This is a genomic window from Nostoc sp. FACHB-190, assembly GCF_014696905.1.
Classification (GTDB): Bacteria; Cyanobacteriota; Cyanobacteriia; order Cyanobacteriales; family Nostocaceae; genus Nostoc_B.
In genome coordinates, this window is sequence record NZ_JACJQW010000029.1 from 67,897 (window position 1) to 85,934 (window position 18,038).

At 41.1% G+C, this 18,038-nt stretch carries 18 protein-coding genes; 9 read left to right on the forward strand and 9 right to left on the reverse strand.

Translation table 11 applies throughout. The features are described from left to right. Positions 1-99 precede the first annotated feature (99 nt). Together H6G28_RS25760 and H6G28_RS25765 are read right to left on the reverse strand one after the other, a co-directional pair. Complete coding sequence (locus H6G28_RS25760; protein WP_190594541.1) at positions 100-891, reverse strand: hypothetical protein; 792 nt, start codon at positions 889-891, stop codon at positions 100-102. A 234-nt stretch (positions 892-1,125) separates the two neighbouring features. After that, positions 1,126-1,701 carry a hypothetical protein gene (locus H6G28_RS25765; RefSeq protein WP_396019821.1) on the reverse strand — a complete coding sequence of 192 codons (576 nt, stop codon included), beginning with the start codon at positions 1,699-1,701 and terminating at the stop codon, positions 1,126-1,128. Positions 1,702-2,264: 563 nt separating this feature from the next. Between H6G28_RS25765 and H6G28_RS25770 the strand changes: the two genes are divergently transcribed. Then, positions 2,265-3,170 carry an alpha/beta fold hydrolase gene (locus H6G28_RS25770; protein ID WP_190594539.1) on the forward strand — a complete coding sequence of 302 codons (906 nt, stop codon included), beginning with the start codon at positions 2,265-2,267 and terminating at the stop codon, positions 3,168-3,170. 137 nt (positions 3,171-3,307) lie between these two features. On the opposite strand, the gene H6G28_RS25775 is transcribed toward H6G28_RS25770, so the two are convergent. After that, positions 3,308-3,841: a DUF4330 domain-containing protein gene (locus H6G28_RS25775; RefSeq protein ID WP_190594538.1), complete on the reverse strand. Its 534-nt coding sequence runs from the start codon at positions 3,839-3,841 to the stop codon at positions 3,308-3,310. 513 nt (positions 3,842-4,354) lie between these two features. Between H6G28_RS25775 and H6G28_RS25780 the strand changes: the two genes are divergently transcribed. After that, the gene (locus tag H6G28_RS25780; protein WP_190675275.1) at positions 4,355-5,206 is read left to right on the forward strand and encodes a M48 family metallopeptidase; all 852 of its coding nucleotides are present in this window, start codon (positions 4,355-4,357) and stop codon (positions 5,204-5,206) included. 32 nt (positions 5,207-5,238) lie between these two features. Here the strand turns inward: H6G28_RS25780 and H6G28_RS25785 are convergent, their stop codons facing one another. Further along, on the reverse strand, positions 5,239-5,997 hold the full coding sequence (locus H6G28_RS25785) for a metallophosphoesterase family protein (protein WP_190595098.1): 759 nt from the start codon (positions 5,995-5,997) through the stop codon (positions 5,239-5,241). 193 nt (positions 5,998-6,190) lie between these two features. Here H6G28_RS25785 and H6G28_RS25790 point away from each other — a divergent pair, with 193 nt between their 5' ends. Then, positions 6,191-6,472, forward strand: coding sequence for a DUF2470 domain-containing protein (locus tag H6G28_RS25790; RefSeq protein ID WP_190675277.1), 282 nt, complete (start codon positions 6,191-6,193; stop codon positions 6,470-6,472). Between the two features lie 108 nt (positions 6,473-6,580). On the opposite strand, the gene H6G28_RS25795 is transcribed toward H6G28_RS25790, so the two are convergent. The 3 genes from H6G28_RS25795 to H6G28_RS25805 form a co-directional block, all read right to left on the reverse strand. Further along, complete coding sequence (locus H6G28_RS25795) at positions 6,581-7,372, reverse strand: Tab2/Atab2 family RNA-binding protein (protein WP_190675279.1); 792 nt, start codon at positions 7,370-7,372, stop codon at positions 6,581-6,583. A gap of 83 nt (positions 7,373-7,455) precedes the next feature. Continuing rightward, entirely contained in the window at positions 7,456-9,669 is a 2,214-nt protein-coding gene (gene glgP / locus H6G28_RS25800) for an alpha-glucan family phosphorylase (RefSeq protein WP_190675281.1), read from the reverse strand. A 539-nt stretch (positions 9,670-10,208) separates the two neighbouring features. Beyond that, the gene (locus H6G28_RS25805) at positions 10,209-10,676 is read right to left on the reverse strand and encodes a DUF2808 domain-containing protein (RefSeq protein ID WP_190675283.1); all 468 of its coding nucleotides are present in this window, start codon (positions 10,674-10,676) and stop codon (positions 10,209-10,211) included. A gap of 319 nt (positions 10,677-10,995) precedes the next feature. On the opposite strand from H6G28_RS25805, the gene H6G28_RS25810 reads away from it, so the two are divergent. The 4 genes from H6G28_RS25810 to cobM all read left to right on the forward strand — a co-directional run bounded on the left by H6G28_RS25810 (position 10,996) and on the right by cobM (position 13,594). Beyond that, positions 10,996-11,178, forward strand: coding sequence for a hypothetical protein (locus H6G28_RS25810; RefSeq protein WP_190675285.1), 183 nt, complete (start codon positions 10,996-10,998; stop codon positions 11,176-11,178). Continuing rightward, positions 11,162-11,317 (forward strand): hypothetical protein, encoded by a 156-nt coding sequence (locus H6G28_RS25815; RefSeq protein WP_190675287.1) that lies wholly within the window; start codon positions 11,162-11,164, stop codon positions 11,315-11,317. Before H6G28_RS25810 ends, H6G28_RS25815 begins: the two co-directional genes overlap by 17 nt. Before the next feature lie 268 nt (positions 11,318-11,585). Continuing rightward, positions 11,586-12,467 carry a prolipoprotein diacylglyceryl transferase gene (gene lgt / locus H6G28_RS25820; RefSeq protein WP_190675289.1) on the forward strand — a complete coding sequence of 294 codons (882 nt, stop codon included), beginning with the start codon at positions 11,586-11,588 and terminating at the stop codon, positions 12,465-12,467. Between the two features lie 350 nt (positions 12,468-12,817). Then, positions 12,818-13,594, forward strand: a complete 777-nt coding sequence (gene cobM / locus H6G28_RS25825; RefSeq protein WP_190675290.1) for a precorrin-4 C(11)-methyltransferase — start codon at positions 12,818-12,820, stop codon at positions 13,592-13,594. A 90-nt stretch (positions 13,595-13,684) separates the two neighbouring features. Here the strand turns inward: cobM and H6G28_RS25830 are convergent, their stop codons facing one another. Next, positions 13,685-15,292: a 2-isopropylmalate synthase gene (locus H6G28_RS25830; RefSeq protein ID WP_190675292.1), complete on the reverse strand. Its 1,608-nt coding sequence runs from the start codon at positions 15,290-15,292 to the stop codon at positions 13,685-13,687. Positions 15,293-15,377: 85 nt separating this feature from the next. On the opposite strand from H6G28_RS25830, the gene H6G28_RS25835 reads away from it, so the two are divergent. Next, on the forward strand, positions 15,378-16,049 hold the full coding sequence (locus H6G28_RS25835; RefSeq protein ID WP_190675294.1) for a GntR family transcriptional regulator: 672 nt from the start codon (positions 15,378-15,380) through the stop codon (positions 16,047-16,049). An 81-nt stretch (positions 16,050-16,130) separates the two neighbouring features. Further along, positions 16,131-17,324 carry a clostripain-related cysteine peptidase gene (locus tag H6G28_RS25840; protein WP_190675297.1) on the forward strand — a complete coding sequence of 398 codons (1,194 nt, stop codon included), beginning with the start codon at positions 16,131-16,133 and terminating at the stop codon, positions 17,322-17,324. Positions 17,325-17,529: 205 nt separating this feature from the next. Here the strand turns inward: H6G28_RS25840 and H6G28_RS25845 are convergent, their stop codons facing one another. Then, positions 17,530-17,673 carry a hypothetical protein gene (locus H6G28_RS25845; protein ID WP_190675299.1) on the reverse strand — a complete coding sequence of 48 codons (144 nt, stop codon included), beginning with the start codon at positions 17,671-17,673 and terminating at the stop codon, positions 17,530-17,532. Positions 17,674-18,038: the final 365 nt, after the last annotated feature.

The window sequence follows — 18,038 nt, forward strand, 5'->3', positions numbered from 1 at the left end:
TGTTTACTCAACAAAGCCACTATCTCCCTTGTCTTCCTTGTCCCCCTTGTCTCCCTTATCCCCCTTCCAAACAAAGAGATATTTTTCCTAAGAAGTTACTCAGTACTCAGCACTCAGCACTTTGTCTTGAGATTTTTGAGTTTTGACTTTTAACTTGACTGGTTTCAAAGGAGTGGCTTTGCTAGATGGGAGATTTGAGAGTTTGTCTAAGATTTGTAAACTCTCAAAAGCTGCCTCTCGAATGATGACTTCTTCTTCTTTAGTCAAAAGCAGTTGCAAACATTGGCTAACTTCTTGCTGTAACGACTCATTCACTGGCTGGCGGGTGATAAATTTGGTAATTCGACGTATAGCCAGCAACCGCTTTAAGGGATCTGCTTCTGTTAAATTGAGTAACAATTGCTCAAATACATCTTGGTCTTGATGGCGATAACGGCTGAAAATTTGCCAAAGTAACAAAACTAAAGTTAATAAAGTTCCCAAACCTTGCAAAATTGTGCCAGTTGCTAACCAAGGGCTATGAGAGTCAACCCAGATAGCAGCAGCCATATAAGTGCTAATAGTTGCCAGACCACCAATAGCAACAGCTAAAACTAACCGACGATTTGGCCCGTTGAGGATTTTTTGAATTTCTACCCAACGTTGTTGCCAGTTCCATTGTTGGTTTGAGTAGGTGATTAACATTACTCCCACACCAACTATCAAAGCTAATAGCAGTTTCCAGTTCCATAACAGCATTGCTACGACTATTGTTAGGAAGCCGAGAACACCTCCAGAACCGGAAAAAGGCTTGAAATTTTGCTGCTTGGAACTTCCTGGCGACAAAGCTGGAAGTGACCAGTTGGGTATCTGGTTAATTAGTTGCTGCAAAGAAAACGAAGCCTTTGCCACAGTATTTACCTAATTGTGTTGACGAGATTTTCTAATATATCTTTTACCAGGGATTAGGTGCATGTTGAAGCTAATATTACTCATTCTGGATAGTCTTTGTCCCGAATTTCTCCCCGTATTGGTGGGGAGTGTGGGGAGAGAGGGAAGTGTGGGGGGAAAGATTTCTTCACCATCCTCCCACACTCCCCAGCACCTGGCTCTCTCTCTTGGAGAAATCCAGGCTTGGGACTGGTCTTACATACAAAAACGAAAGTCGTCAATGGTGAATTGACCGTCAAAGGCACAGAAGGTAACAGAGTGAATATTTCTGCCTGTTACAGATAATAAAATGTTGGGAGGTACTGCTGAATCAGAGTTAGCAAGATTAGCGCCAGGAAGTACGGTTTGACTGAGCAGTTGGCGATCGCTATCATAAGCAGACATAACCAGCCTTTGCGAACTAGTCACATAGGCACTAACATAATTGACTGGCTGTACAAAACTCGCTTCCAGAAACCCGCCTTTTGGCGAACCCATTAATACTATGAGGCCAGAATGGCTCGGAAATGCAGGGTTAGAAGGTTGTATGGCAATTGAATTACGGAAAACGACACCCCAGCGTTCATATTGTGTTTCGACCGATTCAAAACACTTTAAATCTTCTAAATTTAAACATACACAAATAGGAACACCCACTTTGGCTGTTTCTAAAGTTTCTGCCAACTGTCCCCGCCAAGCAGAAGCTATATGCACGTCACAGTTTTCTAATACGTCTTTAAAATCTGCCAACGCTGGTGCTTTATCCGATTGAAGAGTAGCCTGCTTTACCACAACGCCCCGCCTTACCATTACCTAGAGAACGATTTAGATAAGTAATTATATCTAAAGGTGTTTTTCTTAAATCCAGAATCGTTGCTAATCTTAGGTATTTCAACTATTCTGGAAGCTCAAAACTTTACGTGAGTTTTCTGATAGATTACCATAAAAAACCAATGTCTTTTATATCACCAAAGTAATACAGGCTACTTCACAAAAGCCTTGTATAACAGTATTTACAGGCAAATACCCTGCGAATCAGAGACAAAAAAATCACTGAATCTTCACACGTAAGCCAGTGATTTTACATCCCCTTAATCTAGCGGAGGCTAGAGGTGGAAAAATTGCGGGTTTGCTAAAAATAGCAATGAATAAACTCCGGGAAATTCCCTAAAAGTACGGCGTGTTTGGTGTGAAACGATTGCTACCAGCAATTACTCAGCTAACACACATCTACTTTGCCGAAGTATACGTAAAATAGGTTTTTGGTCATTGGTCTTATGTGAATACAAATTACTCATGACATTCTCAACCAGAGAATTTGCAACTTGAACACATACTAAATGAACGGCATATATATGTTTCAACCACAGGGATTTGAACAACGCTCAATTACAACTTCTTTAGGGAGAATAGTATATTACACTAGCGTAGGGTCGTTTTGGCAAGGGAGTGCGATCGCTGAACCGACAAAGGAAACTTTAGTATTCCTACATGGTTTTGGTGGTGGATCTTCGGCTTATGAGTGGTCGAAGGTTTACCCAGCTTTTGCTAGTGAATATCGCATTCTGGCACCAGATTTGATTGGATGGGGTAAATCAGAACATCCAGCGCGAAATTACCAAATTGACGATTATTTAACGACGATTCGGGAATTTTTGCAGCAAACTTGTACAGAAGCCGTCACGGTGATTGCTTCTTCTTTGACTGCGGCGTTGACAATTCGAGTTGCGATCGCTCATCCTGAATTATTCAAATCTTTAATTCTCACCACACCAGCCGGACTATCTGATTTTGGCGGAGACTACTCCCGCAGTTTTTTTGCTCAGTTAGTCAGCGTACCCATAATTGACCGCTTGCTTTACAGTACTGGTATTGCGACCGAAGCAGGCATTCGCAGTTTTTTAGAGCAAAGACAATTTGCCCAAGCTAATCGAGTTTATCAAGAAATTGTCCAGGCTTATCTTCAATCTGCTCAACAGCCCAACGCGGAATATGCTGCACTTTCTTTTGTGCGTGGTGATTTGTGTTTTGATTTATCCCTTGACATTGAAAAGCTGACCACTCCGACTGCGATTATTTGGGGGGAGAAATCCCAATTTACTGGCCCCGAAATTGGTCGTCGTTTAGCAGAGAAAAACCCCCAAGCAATTCGCGTGTTTCAACAACTAGAAGATGTGGGATTAACACCCCAGTTGGAACTACCCGCCGTCACTATTGGATTAATTCGCCAGTTTTTGCCTTTAGTCAGTGAAGAGTGCTGAGTTGAAAGTGCTGAGTGCTGAGTTAGGATAGCGCCTGTGGCGCTAATAATGTGGAGATGCGTTTCACTACTAACCACTCACACTTCGACTCCGCTCAGTGTAAAGCACTCAGCACTGAAAATAATTTCACACTTCAATTATTTATTCTCTACACGCACATCAATTACAGTGGCATTGAAGTTGTAGTTATAACCTTCTAATTCAAAAGGCATACCAATTTTGACTTTGCTGTTACCTAAAACTGGGCCATTTTCCGTGACTTGCGCCTTACCTTCCAAAGTTAACAGCATATCTGTACTGTAATTGTTCTTTCGAGGATCTTTGACTTCCTTAACTGAACCATCTGGTTGGGTAGCGGTGATTGTTCTCTCTAGTACTTCAATAGATTTAATCCCAATTTGACCGTAAGGCTGATTACGGATAATGACGTTTGTTTTACCGCCTTTCTTAAATCCACTTTCAAATAAGCGTTCTGGGTCGCGGACATTCAAACCCCGCACGGCTAAATCTACCTCAATGGGTACGGTTTTTGAACCAACTTGAGCCACAGAACCAGAGGTTCCTGGAAAAAAGAAGATACCAACTATAACTAGCAGAATTACAAGTGCAGCGCCTACATCAAGAATATTGACTTTACCGAACAAGCGACCTTTGGAATCAAAAATAGCCATAAAAACTTTTCCTAAATACAAACAAAGTATTTGATTGTAGCAACAAAGTTAATCAGGAACATGACAATTTCCCGACAGAGGTATGACTGAAAGATGGCTAGGTCTTTGAGTCTGGCGACAGTGTATCACGAGTTGAAAAAATCGGCGTGAAGTCGGCACATCCTTTACATTAGGACTTACAAAAATCAAGGTTTGGGTGAGGGTGAAGGGGTATAGCCTGCATTTCTCACCACACCTTTCAAAGCCTGTGCAGGGGAGCAGGGGAGCAGGGGAGAATGAAGGTACTCTCTCCCCTGCCCCTCCGCACCTCTGCCCCTCTGCCCCATCAAACGCCTGAAGCTTGTGAGAAATGCGGGTATAGGGGTGTAAGGGTGTAGATAAATCCTTCTAGAGATAATTTGGGCGATCGCATCCGTAGTCATAAGATTAAAATGCAACTTCAAGCGCAGTAACTCCGTCTTGTATTTTGTCTTGTGATTGTTGCTTGTCTCGAAATTATTATCAGAAATGCTTATGATGGCTTGGAAAGGTTTTACAGCAAATTATCGTCGCTGGCGGCGTAGTTGGTTATATCCAATAATGTCGGTGGTAGTCGCCCTCAGTTTGTGTTTGAGTACACCTTTACCTGGACGGGCTGTAGATTTATTACCACTGTTGTTCCAAGGAGCGCAAATACTTCAGCTTTCTAATATATCCTCTCGCCAAGAAGTAGAGCTTGGCAAACAGATGAATGATGAATTACTTGGTGAAGTTCGTCTGTATCGCAATGCAGAAGTGAATCGTTATGTGCAGGAAATTGGTCAAAGATTAGCCGCCAATAGCGATCGCCCCAGTCTTCCTTTTACCTTTCAGGTGGTAGAAGATAATGCTGTGAATGCTTTTGCTACTACTGGGGGTTTTGTTTATCTCAACACAGGTTTACTTAAAACCGCAGAAAATGAAGCGGAACTAGCTAGTGTGATAGCTCATGAAATTGGTCACATTGGGGGGAAACACTTGGTTAAACAAATGCAGCAAAGGGCTGTGGCGAGTGGTTTAGCTACAGTAGCCGGTTTAGACCGTAATCAAGCTGTGGCTATTGGTGTAGACTTAGCCCTCAACCGTCCTCGCAGTCGTCAAGATGAGTTTGATGCCGATAAAAGAGGTTTAAGAACTCTAACAAGAGCCGGTTATGCTCAATCTGGTATGGTTTCCTTTATGCAAAAGCTACTCAAAAGTGGTTCTGGGCCAACTTTCTTGAGTACGCACCCTGCTACTAGCGATCGCATCAATAATCTTAAACGTGCCATCAAAAATCAACCCAGTAGTGGGCGTGACGGTTTAGATAACGCTGCTTATCGAGCTAGAATTCGACCATTACTTTAGTTTTTTCACTGTGCCGAATTTACAACCAAAACCTATGCTCGCTGCGGCTGGCGGCGAGCTTTGATTTGGGAAGGTTCCACTGTTACCACGCCATCTTCTAGCGGTAAGATACGCTGGGTATTTTGAAATACATTTACTTGATAAATTAAATGATTGGTAACATCAAATCCAGTTAACCAACCACTACGAGGATGATAAGCTCCAGTATCGATATCTAGCCATCCTCTACCTTCGGCTAGTTTACCCGGAGGAACGTTTGGTAAAGTAAAAGTTATAGTATGCCCAACTATAATGAGCTTATCAGGAAAATAAGGCTTTTCTATGCTGTGAAATTCATCTCTAATCCAGCAGAACTGCTCGGCAGTTTGTTCGGCGAGAGGCAGATTCGGGTCTAATCCGGCATGAGTTAACCAAATATCGCCCAAATCTAAATAGGTGGGTAGGGACTGAAACCACTCTAAATGCTCTTGGGGAATTGTGGATGCTTGGTAACTGCTGAGAGTGGCTTGTCCGCCGCTATACAACCAAGCTTGCATAGCTGGGGCGGGAATATTTGTTTGGGTGAGAATATTCAATAACATCTGCTCGTGATTACCCAACAGACAGGGATAATTGTTCTGCCGGACAAAATTCACAACATTGTAGCTGTGGGGGCCACGATCAATTAAGTCACCGAGAAAATAAACTTGATCTTCTGATGTGGGTGCGATCGCCTCTAACAAAGTCATCAAGCCTTCATAATGACCATGCACATCCCCAATAACTATGCGACGTTTCCTTGTTCTACTCATCTGCATTTAGCTGAAATGAAATTAGTTTAATATTTTTGCTACACTATAACCGCAGGTTATTCCGTAAATAAAGATAAATATTACTTGCGTAAATTTAAATTTTATTTAAAGTTTTATCTGCACCAAAAATTATCAATTTGCTTACACACCCTAACTTAAAATTTAGGCTGTAATTCTAATTTTAGTTTGCCCAATGTCTGAACAATTTTCTCCTGAAATTAGCACACGCATCTGTAATCACATGAACGAAGATCATGCTGATGCTGTACTTTTATATGCAAAATTTTTTGGTGATATTACTGAGGCTACATCAGCCCAAATGTTAGCAATTGATTCACAGGGAATGGATTTAACCACGCAAGTCAATGAAGAATCCATTCCAGTGCGTATCCAATTTGACCATATTTTAGCGGATGCGGAAGATGCTCATCAAACTTTGATTGCGATGATTAAGCAGGCGCGGGTGAAGGGGTGAGGGGTTAGAGTTTTCAGTTATTTAGAAGGGAGACAAGGGAGACAAGGGAGACAAGGGAGACAAGGGAGAGGGGGTAGCTTTTATTGTTTGAAGCATAAAAATAAGTTCCTACTCGGTTTGTAATAACCAAAAACCACTGTAAGTCATACCAGAATCATCGGGTTGAATTAATAAAAAGTGTAATCCCTGGCTTTGTTGTTTACGTTGTTCATAAGTTTTAGCGGCGGCGGTGACTTCTGCATCTTCAAAGGTGGCTAATACCCATCTATCAACTAAACCCGCTTCTAAAATTAAACCATCGGGCGCACCGGGGATGTAGTTTAAGGCTACAGGATGTGTTGTGGCTAACCAACGTGCTAAACGCATAGATTGTCTGCCACCATAAATGACTACACCAGGAACGGTTACTGTGGAAGCTAAACCCAGATTTATGGGTTTAAGAAATTCTGGCATAGATAAAATCGGAATGGGGCGATCGCTAAATTCTATTTCTAAATCCCCAGCCGCTAAATTTGCAAAGCGCCACTGTTCACCCCAGAGATTTTCCGGTAATGGTAAGGGTGCGGGTTTTTCTAAACTAAAATCAGAATTTTTGTCTTTTAACCACTGTTTTAATGCTAAAGTCCGGCGGGTTGCTTCTACTGCAACACCTAAATTGCGTCCGGCTGTTTCGATTAAACTCAACGACTGGGGACGGAAAACTTGAATCACATCTGGTAACTTTGCACCTGCGGCTTGTTGAATTTGAGTAGTCAGCCAATGGGAATTTGCTTCTGACTGCAAACAAGTAGCTGTATACTCAAAACTGTGATTTGCATCACAAATCAACAATTCCCATAAAATTTGTCCAGATATATCTTGTTGCGAACTCCGATAAAAATCAGCTTGCCAAATTTTCATGATTTAAAACATTTTTTCATAAAAAAAGGGGTGGATAACCCACCCCTCTATTGAACCAGGAAAATTACAATTCTTTTAAGACTTTAAAACAGAACCTTGGCCAAAATTGGTTCAACACGGGCTGCAATTTCTGGGACATACACCTGAGAAACGTAGTCAGCAATCATTCTATCTGTATTAAACAGTGGTGCATTGGTCTTAATGGATGCTTTCATCATCTGTATCCAGCGATGAGGGATACCTTGAGCATCTTGGTCGTAGTATAGGGGAACAATCTCAGATTCTAAAAGCTGATACAGTGACTGGGAATCGATGCGGTCTTGCAATTCTTGGTCGCTTGTGTGAGCATCTTCACCAATAGCCCAACCGTTAATTCCTTTGCCATTTGCGTCGGCTTGGTAGCCTTCACACCACCAACCATCAAGGACGCTGCAATTTAACCCGCCATTAAAGCAGACTTTCTGTCCACTTGTCCCGGATGCTTCTAGAGGACGACGGGGGTTATTTAACCAAACATCAACGCCTTGGACGAGTTTTTGTCCGGTGTAAATGTCGTAATCTTCAATAAAGGCAACACGGTGGATAATGCCGGAATTACGACACCATTCCATCAAACGTTGAATAATGCGTTTACCTTCTTCATCGGCTGGGTGTGCTTTGCCAGCAAAGATAATCTGAACTGGATGTTGGGCATTGCCAAAAATCTTCACAGCCCGTTCGGCATCGCGTAAAATCAAATCACCACGTTTATAAGGGCTAAAGCGTCGTGCAAAGCCAATGGTTAATATATTCGGGTCAAGTAAACTATTCACGGCTTGAATGCTTTGATAATCTTCACCGCGCTGTTCCCGTGACTTTTTGACTTTATAACGAGTGTAGGCAATTAGTCTTTCTTTAAGAATCTGATGTCTTGCCCAGAGTTCTTCGTTGGGAATGTCGTCAACTTTCGCCCACATTTGGGGATCGATGGCGCGAGTTTTCCAATCTTTACCTAAATATTGGTCATATAAGTCTGCGAGTAAAGGTGCAGTCCAGGTGGGTGCATGAACACCGTTGGTAATGTAACCAATTGGAACTGTATCTTCATTATGTTGTGGGTAGAGAACAGTCCACATTTTGCGGGAGACTTTGCCGTGTAATTCACTTACGCCGTTGCAAGCACGACACATCCGCAATGCTAAAACAGTCATCCCAAAGGGTTCCCAAGGATCACCCAGTCGTCTAGCACCCAAGGCTAAAAATTGTTCGCGGGATAGCCCTAATTGCGGCCAGTACTGGGCAAAATAAGAGTCAATTAAGTCGGGGGAGAAGACATCATGACCGGCGGGAACAGGTGTGTGGGTGGTAAAGACACAACTTTTCTTGACGCTGGCTTCAATATCGTAGAAGGATTTCCCGGTTCGTTCAATTTCTTGACGGGCAATTTCTAGGGTACAAAAGGCGGCGTGTCCTTCGTTGAGGTGATGTACGGAAGGTTTAATTCCCAAGGCGGTTAAAGCCCTGACTCCACCAATACCTAATACGACTTCTTGAGCGATGCGGGTTTCTAAGTTACCGCCATACAAGTGGCCTGTTAGCCAACGGTCAATGGGATCGTTGTCTGGGCGATCGCTATCTAGTAAATATAGAGTTACACGCCCGACTTGTACTCGCCAAATTTGTACTTTTACTTGGCGTTGGCGAATTTCTATCTGGATGGTGAGTGGTTCCCCTTGCTCGTTTTTAATTAACTCTAGGGGCATTTTGTCGAAGGGATTATCCAAATAGTAATCTTCTTGCCAACCGTGGCGGTTTAAGCGTTGGCGAAAGTACCCTTGGCGATACAGTAAACCCACACCCACCATCGGCACACCTAAATCTGATGATGATTTTAGATGATCCCCGGCTAAAATACCCAAGCCGCCAGAGTAAACAGGTAGAGATTCATGGATGCCAAATTCGGCGCAAAAATAAGCAATGGGATGTTCAGCCGACACTTGCGGTGCAACTCGATTCACCCAAGTATCTTTCTGTGCCATGTACTGGTCAAATTCGCGGACTAAGGCAGAAATCTGCTTCAGGTAAAGGGGATCTTCTGCCAAATGAGTCAGACGTTCGTAACTAGCTGACTCTAAAATTGCCACTGGATTATGCCCACAAAGTTCCCATTCTTGGGGATCAATGCTTTGAAATAAGGATATGCGATCGCTACTCCAACTCCACCAATAGTTATAAGCTAAATCTGCTAAACGTTTGAGGGGGAAAGGCATCTTTTCGCTTAAACGTACCGATGCTGTCATTGCACTGCTGTTAGCCATACAAGTCTAAACTCTCTGTTAACTTTTTGCGATTTCATCTATCATTTGCTGCCACAAAATTACCTTCAGGTTGATTCCGCCGGAGTCTTCATTCGTGAATCCTCCCCTGAAGCCGCAGCAGCTTTTCTCATCTATGCTCTATCAAAATTAATGATTCTTCTTGCTATTACGTTTTTAGTATTATCTCTGGATTTAATACTTTCTGCCCATCAATTTGCATCACTTTTGTTTACAATAATTTCCGTATTATTAAGTTTTATTTACTATCAATTTGTAATGTTTAAGAAAAGCTAAAGAGAGATAAATAAATTATTAAACATGAGTAAGATTTGGGGGAGAATCCCCAAAGCCCCCGATTGGGTGACGGTTGTGTCCCTCAAACCCTCTCCAAAATCATTTTTTCATTTGTTGGTTTTATTGTAATTTAGTTTTCTTATCTGAACCGTATTGTGCTATCTATATCTAGCTTGAGAGATAAGAAAAGTAGAAAAATTATTGTGCAATATTTCTACTTTTTTAATTATCTTTTAACCCAAAAATTAATATACCTGAACTTGGGCTAAACCATAGGGAACTTCTCTTGATAAACCGATATGCCCACCGGAAATATCGTAGTAAACAAAGCTTCGATTCGGAAAGGCATTGGCAAAATCTATATTCCTAAAAGCAATATTGAGATTAGTTCCAGGAGGTACTGGTTGAGAGAAATCAATTCTAATGATTCTTTCATCTTGTCTAGAAATGTTAGCCTCAACGCGCCGACCAGATTGATCAGTAACGTCAATATCGTTACTAACTTTGAGAGCATCAGAAGGTCTAACTATCAGGTAAGATAAAGGCTGCATACCTGTATAGACAGTAATTGTGTGAGTACTATCGTAACCGCTTGTACTGCTAATTCGCGGAGCATTGCTATTGTAAGACATATCTTGTCTTTGGGCTTGCGCCGGGAGACAAGTAGCTGCGATCGCAACACTCAAGCCAGACAATAAAATCAATTTTTTCATAACCAACCTCCAAATGATTGAATAGAATAGCCAACAGAAAATCTATACTTAATCGCAAATTAAGTATTTTATGGATTTACGAGATATTTAATTAGACTTGCCTAAAGTTTCTATCGACAGAAAAGTAATCTTGTCTAATTAGTTTTTAGATTAAAAATATTTAAAAAAATTTGCTTCTCACTGAGGAGATATTATCGTTATCATTCTGAGGTTTGAACTGTCAATTAAATAATCAGAAAAGAAGGTAAGAGAAAAAACAATTTCAAATAATACTATTAGCGGATGAAAAAACCTATTTTTATTTATATGTGAACTAGTAATGAAGTTGAATGAAAATACTGCGATGCTAGGTTTTTGGCGGTATTTCATTAATGAGTTAGCTAAGGCGATCGCACTTTCTCCTCCAGCATCCGTGTTCAGAGATGGGTTTATACGCGCTAAATTATTATTTAAGTTGATTTTCCTGGTGCGATCGTCCTTTTGCTATGACTATAAGTTATAGTTCTTACGAAGAAACGGAAATTCCCAAATATCTTGCAGCCCACGAACCAAAACAGCCTTTAGATAGCTTGAGTACATCAGAACAAAATAAAGCGTTAGTCGAAATTTGCAAGAAAATTAAACAGGCGTTTATATCTTAAAATGAATGGCTAGGCTAGTAGGGTGTGTTGAAGCAACGCACAACACACCATCAAATCCGGTGCGTTACGGCTAATTTCTCATATTTCCAACGCTCAAATCTTGACGTAGCCGTAACACACCCTACGGAATTGAACTAGATAGATATCTGTTGAGTGTGAGTCTCTACAAACAAAACCTGCTCTAATGGTTTATAGACATAACTGCCCTACCAGTGATAGGGTTGTCAGCTGCTCAAGCTAAACACTGTAATTCTCTAGGTAGTTTTGCATGGTACTGGATATCTCTTCTTTGCCGTTGGCATTTCAATTTACTTCTCCAGGCCCGATTTTGGTGAAAATCGGCCCATTAACTATCCGTTGGTATGGCTTGTTGATTGCTACGGCGGTGTTAGTTGGTGTCAGCCTTTCTCAGTACTTGGCAAAACGCCGTAATGTGAATCCAGAATTGCTGAGTGATTTGTCAATTTGGCTGGTGTTGGGGGCAATTCCCGCCGCACGACTATATTATGTTTTGTTTGAATGGGCGGAATATGCCAAGCATCCCGAAAAAATCATCGCTATTTGGGAAGGTGGTATTGCTATTCACGGTGCAATTATCGGTGGGACGATAGCAGCTTTAATTTTTGCCAAACTCAAGCGGGTTTCTTTTTGGCAATTAGCAGACTTGGTTGCACCTTCCCTAGTTTTAGGACAAGCAATTGGAAGATGGGGTAATTTCTTTAATTCTGAAGCTTTTGGTCGTCCTACTAATCTACCTTGGAAACTTTACATTCCATGCAGATTTGATCCAGCTAAAAACCTCTGTCTTGGTCGTCCTTTAGATTATCAAAGTTTTGAATACTTCCATCCCACTTTTTTGTATGAATCACTGTGGGATTTAATGGTGTTTGCCTTGCTGTTAAATTTATTTTTCCGCAGTGTCTCTGGCAAGATCAAGCTGAAATTAGGCACGTTAATTATGGTTTACTTAACAGCCTACAGCACTGGTCGCTTTTGGATTGAAGGCTTACGCACAGATAGTTTATTGCTAGGAAATCTGAGAATTGCTCAAATTGTCAGCTTAACGGGTATTATCGCAGGTTTAGCAGGTTTAGCTTGGCTATATTTTCGGAAACGTCCGTTACCGGATGTGGTTGCGTCAAGTGATTAGGAGAAGGCCTGAAGGGGGACGAAGGAGACAAGGGAGACGAAGGAGACAAGGGAGACAAGGGAGACAAGGGAGACAAGGGGGATTAGGAGATGACTCAATTTAAAAATCCTCATCCTCTCTGCGTCTCTGCGTGAGAAAATTCATCACGCATTTAGGCAACGCCAATGACTAATGACCAAAAATAAAAAATGCCCCAGATTTGACTCTAGGGCTTAACCAGGGTGCATCTACCATTCCATTCTTCTATCGTTAGAGGGTTAATCCGGAAGGATACTGAGAAAATGCCAAGAAATTTTTGAAAAAAGATTTTTATTACGGGTAAATACGGAAAAGTAATTGAAGTTTTTTGTATGGAAACTCAACTAAATTTAATCAAACCAGCAGTTTACATTGTGGGGGCAGGGCCGGGAGACCCTGATTTATTAACGGTTAAAGCGCAAAAACTCCTTTCTAGGGCAGATGTAATTTTATTTGCTGATGCTTTAGTTCCCGAACAAATATTAAATCTGTGCCGCCCAGATGCGGAAATTATTCCGACTGCGGATAAGACTTTGGAAGAAATTGTGTCACTGATGGTGGAACGGGTGCGATCGCAGCAAAAATCTCTTGTCCGTCTCCACTCTGGCGACCCCAGTCTTTACAGTGCTATTCACGAACAAATGCAAATGCTGGCTGAGGCGAATATCCCCTTTGAAGTCGTCCCAGGAATTAGCGCCTTTCAAGCCGCCGCCGCCAAACTCAAGGTAGAGTTAACAGTCCCCGGTTTAGTTCAAACTATCATCCTGACGCGCATTAGTGGACGTACTGAAGTCCCAAGCACAGAAGAGTTAACCAGCCTCGCCGCCCATCAAGCTAGTTTATGCTTATATTTAAGTGCGCGTCACGTCGAAAATGCCCAAGCCAAATTACTCGAACATTACCCCAGCGATACACCTGTGGCGATTTGCTTTCGGCTAGGTTGGCCTGATGAAAAAATTCGCGTGGTTCCCCTGAACAAAATGGCGGAATGCACCAAAACAGAAAATCTGATTCGCACCACACTTTATGTAATTAGTCCGGCACTGAAAGCAACAGATGGGCGATCGCACTTGTACAATCCTGAATATCATCATTTATTTCGTGCTTAACTTGGTCAGGAATTATCCACAGAGATTTCCTGTTGAGAATAGTGTCATGGCGAAGCCCCCATATTACCTAAACACTATTCCCCAACAGTTCTACTCGCTTACCTGAGCAAGAATTTTTTGAGTTTGCAAATAATGATAAAGGCGATTTAACGCATTGAGATGGGCGTAAGCTGCGGCTACGACAATATCTGTGTCGGATGCTTGCCCGGAAAAGATTCTATCTTGATATGCCAAGCGGATTGTGACTGTTCCCAAGGCATCAATTCCGCCTGTGACTGACTGTACAGAAAACTCAATTAATTGATTGGGAATCTGTATTAAACGGTTTATTGCTTGATAAACTGCATCTACTGGCCCTGTGCCGACACTCGCATCTGTCAGGATTTTGCCATCGGGTGTGACAACTGTAATGGTTGCAGTTGGACAAGTGCAGTCACCGCAAATTACTTGGACGTGTTCGAGTTGAAAACCGCTTTCTACTTGATTTTGGGTTTCATCCCGCACAAGTGCTTCTATATCCCAATCAGAGATTTCTTTTTTCTTGTCTGCAACTTCTTTAAAACGGTTAAAGGCTTTGTTTAAGTCGGCTTCACTCAGTTCAAATCCCAATTCTTTCAACCTTGTACGGAAAGCATTTCGTCCTGAGTGTTTGCCTAAAACTATGCGATTTTCTGGTAAGCCAATGGATGCAGCCTCCATAATTTCGTAGGTTTGGCGATGCTTGATAATGCCATCTTGATGAATGCCAGATTCATGGGCGAAAGCATTTGCACCCACGATCGCTTTATTTGGTTGAATCAGCATTCCGGTTAACTGCGAAACTAAGGTAGAAGTTTTGTAAATCTCTTGGGTTTTGATATTGGTGAGGGGTACATCAGAATTTACAGAACGGCCAAAGTAGGGATTGAAGTAGTGTTTCCGCACTTGCAAGGCCATCACAATTTCTTCTAATGCGGCATTTCCGGCACGTTCGCCAATGCCGTTAATCGTGCATTCTACTTGACGCACACCATGTTCTATGGCGGCTAAGGCATTGGCAGTTGCTAAACCCAAATCATTTTGGGTGTGGATGGAAAGAATTACTCTGTCAATATTCGGCACATTTTCCCGAATGCCTTGAATCAAAATTCCGATTTCTTTGGGGGTGCAGTAACCAACGGTATCAGGAATATTGATTGTGGTTGCGCCAGATGCGATCGCAGTTTCTAACACCTGATATAAAAAGTCTGGTTCTGTCCGACTAGCATCCATTGGCGAAAACTCAACATCATCAACAAAGGATTTGGCATAAGCCACCATTTCTTGAGCGATCGCCAGCACTTCATTACGGGACTTTTTCAACTGATATTGCAGATGAATATCAGATGTCGAAATCATGGTGTGAATGCGCGGATGGGCGGCAGGTTTTAAAGCTGCGGCGGCGGCTTGAATATCTTTGCGGGTGGCTCTGGCTAAACTGCAAATAATTGGCCCGTCTGCTTTCCCGACTTGTTCCGCAATGGTTTTGACGGCTTGAAAATCTCCCGGACTAGAGACAGCAAAACCCGCTTCTATGACATCTACTCCCAAAAGAGCTAGTTGATGAGCGATCGCTAATTTCTCTTCTGCATTTAGGGTTGCACCAGGGGATTGTTCGCCATCCCGCAAGGTGGTGTCAAAGATGATAACTCGGTCTGTTGCTTGAGATGCAATGCTCATAACTAGTCTCCCGTTTGGTTAAGGGAATTATTTATAACTTTGGATATTGTATACAATCTTTTCTAAATTGTATACAATATAAAATATGAACTTACATGATTTAGCTGCCAATGTGCTGCAACAACAACGCAGCACCCCCGATTTAATTGCCGATGCTTTGCGGGAAGCTATTTTGCGCGGCATTTTTCAAGAAGGACAATCTCTCCGACAAGATGAAATCGCCACACAATTTGGTGTGAGTCGCATTCCTGTGCGGGAAGCCTTGCGTCAATTAGAAGCGGAAGGTTTGGTAACGCTGCATCTTAATCGTGGTGCGATGGTATCGGTACTCACAGCAGCCGAAGCGCAAGAAATTTGTGAGATTCGCAGTGCGTTGGAAGTCCAAGCCATACAGTTAGCGATACCAAAATTCAGCACAGCAGATTTAGAAAAAGCTGCGTTAATTCTCGAAACGACTGATCAAACCACTGATGCAGGTTTGTTAGCGCAATTTAACTGGGAATTCCACGCTGCACTTTACACCAGCGCAGAACGTCCGAGACTATTAGCAATGATCAAAAATCTGCATATAAATTGCGATCGCTATGTGCGTATGCAGATGGCACAAATGGACTATCAAGAACGTTCCCAAAAAGAACACTATCAACTTTTAGATGCTTGCAAACAACGAGATACAAAAACTGCCGTGCGGTTACTAAAACGCCATATCGATGCCGCAGGTGAACAGTTAGTTATGTATTTGTTGCAAAAATCTTGAAAGTGATTATGCTATTTATATGTGGAATGAGCAAAATTTCACTTAAAAATTAGTTTACTTGCGTAGAGTAAACCCAATTTTATGAAACGTCGAAAACTAATTCAGTATGGTGCTATCAGTAGTACTTCTTTTTTCCTCAACGCGGAAATTCTCAATTCTTCAGCACAATCTTCTTTAGCCTCAGCCAGTAAAAGTGATCCACAACACTTTGACTGGATAATTTTATATTGGATGCCTTATGACAATGATTTATGGGAATTTGGCAATCCGATTATTGAAATGCTGACTCAAGGTATCAAATCTCCAAATATATTGGTGTTAGTGCAAGCAGATTTTAGTGGTAAACGGCAGCTTTCGAGATATATCATTACTCAAGCTAAAGTTGATGTGCAGCAAATAAATACTGCTAACAGTGCTAGTGATGAGGTTTTTGCAGAATATCTTGATTGGGCTAAGTCAAAATTTCAAGCTAAAAAATGGGCGATCGCAATTTTAGGACATGGTGGACGTTTAGATGAAATTAGTCCTGATGAACATCCTATTTTTGGCTGGACTCACCAAACAAAGTGGATGAATATTGAAAAACTCAGTCAAGTGATCACCAAGTTTAATAACAAATTAGGTAAGCGTGTAGAATTACTATTTTTTCAGAATTGTAATAAAGGAACGATAGAAGCTCATTATACTTTTCGAGACACAGCAAAATATACTTTGTCTTCCCAACTAACTTTGGGAGCGCCGAATTATTATTATGTTTCCTTATTAGAATTTTTGGGGCGTTATCCAGCAATCAACGGTGGAGAATTAGCAACCAAAATCATAGAATTTGAACAAAGTGATATGTATTATAGCTACACTGTCACTCATAATCATAGATTGCGTGATTTACCAAAAATTATTAATCCTTTGATTGATTCAATTATGGCAGCAAATACAAAATCCATTAACTTAAATGAAATCAAATTTTATTCTTATATGGAAGATAAGCTAGTTGATTTGGTCAGTTTTTTAGCAAAAATCACTGAACAATCAGGGGCAAATCAAACTTTATTGCAAAATTTTCGAGAATTTATACAAACATCAATAATTTATCAATATAAAAATAACGGCAGACTATTTAGTATATCGCAAAGAAAAGAATATAATAATTTTTACGGATTGGGTTGTTTTTTCCCAAAAAATCAGCAAGAAATTCAGAAATATATTTATCTAGAAATATTTAAAGATGTGAAAATGATGGCACTTTTTACCAAAATCCTCTCCCCATCAAGTTAATCAGTACTAATTTTCAATTGAGAAGTTGTGCAGTGTTCCATACCTTATGCAGATATTAATTTCTTACAACTTTACTCATAGCAAGAAATATCGATGTTATTTTTGGAAAACTGCACAACCAATGGTTATTTATTATTACTAGCAAACAAGAACAATTAATCAATTTATTGTGGAATCCAGACTGTCATTTATCTCAAGAGTCTGGTTACTCTAACATCATATTCAGTGCCTTTTGGATGTTCACTTCTGGCCTGAACTCTTGCCATACCATCCGCCTTTTCTTTGGACTCAGCACTAATCTCGTATCTTGACGTTCCGCATTGATAGGTACTGTTGGCTTGATCAGCATATTCCTTAATATCAACCAACACCTCAAAAGTATGAACCATTGGAACCCCCTAGTGCAAATCGCACAGTGTGGAAATTAATATCCAGTATAGGAATATCAATAAGTATATGCTTGTTCAACAATACAATTCTTTATCAAAACTATTAATCAATAATGCCTGAGAGTTAATACTGATAACCAACTAATAGCGATACTGCTCTAAATTAACGAACGAAGTATTATTAATATAATTGGTTAACAAATATTGCAAAGTTAATATATAAATAACAAAAAAATAAGAAAAGGTGACAGGTCATATTATCCCTCTTCGGAGAAATAGGAATGTTTTTTTACATTCATTGCGAATGCGATCGCATATTGGGAAA